This window comes from Candidatus Schekmanbacteria bacterium, assembly GCA_003695725.1.
Lineage (GTDB): Bacteria > Schekmanbacteria > GWA2-38-11 > GWA2-38-11 > J061 > J061.
The window spans coordinates 1-5,374 of sequence record RFHX01000291.1 but is presented as its reverse complement, the minus strand read 5'-3'; the positions used below and the strand labels follow the sequence as shown (position 1 = coordinate 5,374).

Genomic DNA, 5,374 nt, shown 5'->3' with positions numbered 1-5,374 from the left:
TTTTTATGCTATACTGTGTATTAAACAGTATGCATCTTTGTACTTTGCTGCGAATGCAACTCTCATATTTGCTTGGAATACCCAGTCGTCGGTTCCTATTTGATAGAATCTATTGAATTTAAGATTCCTTCTTACAGCATAGTAACCAAACCTTCCCTTTACTCCCACAATCATACTAGATGCGGTTAATTGGGTGGTTGGTTTAACTGCCATTCCTGCAATTGTTCCGATTGCTCCGTCTCTTAATAATGGGCTTCCAAATGTTGCCTCGTCAAATATAGGTCTAGCGTTTCCGTCAGTCAATAGTTTCAATGTTTTGATGTTATTTGGGTGTGTATACATTACATCTGGTGCTGGGTGTTTATCTGCTAAAATTTCGTGTTGTGCGTTAATTAATGTAGTCCAACTTAATGTTCCAGCAGAAACTGTATTTGTAGCATTTCCTACTGCTCCAAGAGCATCTGCGAAGTTTGTTGTATCAGAACCTAAGATTTCTCCATCTATTGCAAGTGCTAAATCTTTACCCATTTGTTCTGATATAATTGCAGCAACTGATTGTGGTGCGTCTTCTAACAATTCAGTTGATGCTGTCATTAATGCTGCAACCTTTTTAGCACTCATTGTTGTCCTTCCAAATGTAATGTCTGCTCCAGTTATTGTTGTACTTTCACCTATCCATCTTGCAGTACTACCTCCAACTAATTTAGGTAGCCTTAATTCATCTGAGCCCATTGGAACCCTTTGTAAGTCAGGTAAGGTTACTGCATTGTCCTGAATGTATGCTAAGATTTCTTTACTTAACTCTTCAGGTACAATGAACCCACCTGCTGCATCGGTTCCTTCGGACAATGCTTTAAGTATGTTAGCCATTTTTATCCTTTACCTCCATTAAACTTTAAATAGTCCACTCTTCTCTAATGCCAAACCAACCTTCTCAAAAAACTTATTTTCATCCATTCCCTTCTCATATTTAGGTACTTCAATATCACTAGAAACATTTTTATCCAAGTCAGAATAGCCCTTTCTTAAAACTCGTATCTCATCTAAGGTTTTATTCAACTCCGCTATTAATCCTTTCTTTAGTTCCTTTAATTCGTCCAACTCCTTCTTAACCGTATTAAATTCTTTCTTAAGGTCCTCAACGGAATTACTTGCTTCTTTTTGTTCGCTTTCTGCTGTTGTTTCTTCTTGTAATGTAGTCTCGGTTTGGGCTACTTCCTCACTAACTTCTTCCTTCTTATCTGGTTCTGCAGGTTGTTCTTTCTCAGAAGGCTGTTCAACCATTTCAGAACCCTCTTGTTTTAAAACATCCTTTGCCATTTTTTCCTCCTGTTGTGTTTTTAAGTATCTCTCAGCGACAGAACTAAGAACTCGCTTAGCAGCCGCCCTAATCCTATCAGTAGAATCATCTGGACTAACCGCAACAATCTGATTCATTCTTGCTAACGCATTTCTAAGGTGTGGTAAATCGACTTTGCCATCGGCATCCTTATATGGTAGGTGACGATAGGTTCTAGGAACCGTCTTGCCCTCAGAATCCTTTTTGCCCCCTCGCTCTATGACAGCAAAACTGCTATCTGGTAAATCATTAATATATGCTGTCGTCCACTTTGCTTTACTAATCTGTTCCATAATTCCTTTATGAGCATCGGGATAAGAAGGAATACCAACAGGGCTACATTCCAATAAATCTATATCCAAATAAACCGGTATTTTTCTTCTTGCCATTATTCATCCACCTCTGTTTTATCTAAAACTCTTCCCCCAATTGAAAAACCAATAGGCATTCCCTCATGATGAGCATACTTCCATAAACGTTCCCCATCCGGATTAGACATATTAATTTGCATTCTAGCAACAAGCCTATCTCCCTCTTGCCAAGCATCAACCCACTTACCAACAATGTCCCTCCAATCGTATATTCTATTTCCATTTTTATCATATCCGTGGTTATTAAAAGCAGGAATTCTATTTTCTTTAAATGCCTGTATCATCTTATTTATTGCCTGCTGAGACATCTTTTCTCCGTCCCTGTCTTCCTTAAGACCAGATACAGTAACTTCAATATATCTCCTTTCAATACCGTCTATGTCCTTTTCTATGAAGGACTTAGTTACTGGAACAAAAACATTAAATGACTTTTCAATAGGAAATCCCCCAGACTCAACATTCATAGTCCCCACCCCCTTATTGCTATTTTTTTCTTCCCACTCATTATAACAAATAGCCACTGCCTGTTTACGATTCATTTCTGGTTTCTCATTCATTAAAAAACTAACACACCTACTTATGTATTGGTTCTTCGCTTCCCCTTCCTTCGGTTTCGGCAATGGCATCTTTTACCTCACTAAATCTTATTTCTTCTATTTCTATTCCACCAACTCCAACACTAACCAACATATCCCTAAAGGCATCAACATCAACTTCAGACTTATCGACCACATATAAGTAACCGACGCCAAACTTAAACACATATAGTTCAAATGTGTTCTCTGTTTCTTTAAAATGTACTAATCCCCACTCTGCAGATAATCTATCAAAATCCGCCTTATTTTTAACTTTTATTATCATTTTATCTTACCTTATTATCTTGAAATTGTGGAGTATTTGTGTCCTGTTCTATGTCAGACATATCTCCCCTTTGTTGTCTATTATCTCGGTTCTCATCAAACCGAGTAAATATTCCTTGTTTTAAATTGTGTGGCATTGTATGGTCTTTGGGTATCTTTGGTGGGAGGCCCATCCTCTCCCTTCCTTCCTCTATACTTTGACCGCCCCTATCCCACAAAATAGCATTAATATTAGCTTCCCTAAGTTCATCTATCCTATATGACTTATTAAATGTCATAGATACTTTAAATTCAGACCATAGCCCAACATTAAGTTGTGGCTCAAGTAATTTCTGGATATATGCGATTGACTTAAAGTACCCGTCATTACTCTCCTTAGGGAAAATTGTGGTTTTAGCTTGGATGAAAGGGACCCTATGTGCAGGAACCCCCCACGCAAAGAGTATTAAATTAGTGAAATGAACTATTAAATCCTTAAATTGCATCTCATTTAACTGTGATGCTCTAACTTGTATTGTTTCTACTTTTCCAGTAGTTATTATGTCAGAATATCTATTTTTGAATTTCTTTATGTTCTTTAATTGATTTTTCAATACTTGATAATTTCTATCATCTTCTCCAGATGCTTCAGGTAAATTCCATACCACCGGAGGAATTCCTTGATTCTCAAATACCTTCCCTGCCGATTCTTTAGCATATAATAAAGTTCCTATATCTGATAATAAAGTTTGTAATGGAGAAAAACCATACACTCCACCACCAAGATTAATCAAGGACAAGTGAATAACATCATCTGGACTAAACTCTAGTGTCTTTTCTGTTCCGGGGACTTTCTGAATCCACTTCCTAACATTACCATATTCATCAAAATCACCAACAATAGTAGAGCTCTTTAATAATTGTAATCCCTTAGTTTCTGATGGCAGCTCCTCCAAAATTCCATCTATGAACTCTTTCTCAAGTTTTTTATTTTTAAATACGTATCCTTTACTCTTAAGTTTATTAGAAATTGACCTAGCAACATCCTTCCTATCAATAGATAGTTTTAATATGTATGCGTCACCAGTAATAAATAAATCCCACAATGCATCAGATAATACCTTAAAGAAATTAAGATTTATTTCCGCTTTCTTCGCCCTTTTTACAGCAGAAGCACTACCCTCAAACCTCCAACCATCGCTTAAAACATCTTCAACCAAAACCTTTATAATTCCTACAACTTCAGGAGACCGCTTAAGAACTTCATATAATGTATCTACCGTGGCAGATTCACTAGTCCACAGTTCCTTATCAGCAGCGCCGATATTTTCTCCAATAAGAATATTATTAGCATCATCAGAAGTAAAAAAAGACTGCCCACTACCAGAAAAACCTTGTTGTCTTGTAGACTTGCTAATCCCCAATCTATCTAAAACTCTATCATACCATGCCATGGCCACACCAATTATATTTATATATGTATAAACTCATATTTAAATCTTTCAGTAAAAGTGCGTAAAATCATATAATTTCTAATGAAACTTGACCATAATCCCTCCCTGCCGCATCAACTGCCAAGGCTAAAGCCATCACCATATCATCATGGGCACCAGAACTCTGCCAACTGCCCCTACCTGATGGAGTTATCTTATAAGTAAATGATATTAATTCTGAAATTAATTCCCTAATTAAATTATATGTTTTGGGATCGTCTTTTTTATATGGAAAAATTACCTTACCGTTTTCTATTAGGGTTGCTAACCTTACTAATAAATCCTCTCTACTTCCTTCCCCCTTACCTGCCTTAAAACTCCTACCAGAAACGACTAATCCCTCTTGACTGAATTTTTCAAAAAACACATGCCCTATGTTACTCTCATCAATGCACGCCTTTATAACATTAAAATTATTATACATCCTAATAAATCTTTCAGACTGTGCAGAAAATGATTCTCCTTTGTTCCTTTCAATAGATACAATCCTACGATTATTGTTATTATCAACTTCAATTACTAAAAACACAGAATAATCTGCCTTTGCTTTCTTAGATATAGCAAAATCCGCACCCATAAAATATCTCTTATTCGGCTCGCCAACGGAAATCAAGGTAGCATTTGGGTCAGTTGATTTAATTATATTATCATAATCAAACAACCCGGCATCAGACGAGATAGGATTACACATATATTCTCTCTCCCACTCAAGCATCTTTCCCTTTCGTTCTAAGTCCTTCTTAATTTCCATAAGTTCATCTAATGGAATCCGGTCTGGTGCAAGTGCCTCACCATTCGCTTTAATAGCTTGATATTTCCTAGATACATATCTACTATCCTCCGATGATAGTTCATGAAGCAAATCTATTTTGCTTGTTGGTGTACCGATAACTACGATTTTGCCCTTTCTCGCAGTAACCGTTGGTTGAATGACTGAATAAAAATTAGATAAATCAGAATACTCTCCAGCCTCATCACAAAATACAAAATCATAATGTCCACCCCTCACGGAAGGAGAATTCGCCCTAACAACAATTGAACATCCGGTCTTAGTTTCTATCTTAGTTTTAGACCAATCTCCTTCTAATTTAGTCTCTGGTACAAGGGCTTCTTTCAATAACTCATTTTCCTCTATTAAACTACGTAACGTATTCAAGTTATCGGACGCCTGCTCCTTCTTATCAGAAACGAACAAGACCTTTTTTCCCCTATTAAAAAAGATTAAGTGTATTACCTTTCCTAAGATTAAAAAAGTCTTGCCGTGACCACGCGGAGCCATAAATGAAGTAAATCTATATCTGTCTATTAAATCAGACATCTCTCTAAGGAAAT

At 36.6% G+C, this 5,374-nt stretch carries 6 protein-coding genes; all 6 read right to left on the bottom strand.

What is annotated here, in order from left to right:
- Positions 1-3: 3 nt before the first annotated feature.
- On the bottom strand, positions 4-870 hold the full coding sequence (locus D6734_11040; GenBank protein RMF92996.1) for a phage major capsid protein: 867 nt from the start codon (positions 868-870) through the stop codon (positions 4-6).
- A gap of 18 nt (positions 871-888) precedes the next feature.
- Positions 889-1,728, bottom strand: a complete 840-nt coding sequence (locus tag D6734_11035; protein RMF92995.1) for a hypothetical protein — start codon at positions 1,726-1,728, stop codon at positions 889-891.
- Positions 1,728-2,267 (bottom strand): hypothetical protein, encoded by a 540-nt coding sequence (locus D6734_11030; GenBank protein RMF92994.1) that lies wholly within the window; start codon positions 2,265-2,267, stop codon positions 1,728-1,730. The genes D6734_11035 and D6734_11030 overlap by 1 nt, the downstream gene beginning before the upstream one ends.
- A 16-nt stretch (positions 2,268-2,283) precedes the next feature.
- A complete protein-coding gene (locus D6734_11025) occupies positions 2,284-2,571 on the bottom strand; it encodes a hypothetical protein (GenBank protein RMF92993.1) in 288 nt (95 codons plus the stop codon).
- Position 2,572: 1 nt separating this feature from the next.
- Positions 2,573-4,003: a phage portal protein gene (locus D6734_11020; GenBank protein RMF92992.1), complete on the bottom strand. Its 1,431-nt coding sequence runs from the start codon at positions 4,001-4,003 to the stop codon at positions 2,573-2,575.
- Positions 4,004-4,070: 67 nt separating this feature from the next.
- A partial coding sequence (locus D6734_11015) for a hypothetical protein (protein ID RMF92991.1) occupies positions 4,071-5,374 on the bottom strand: 1,304 nt, incomplete at its 5' end.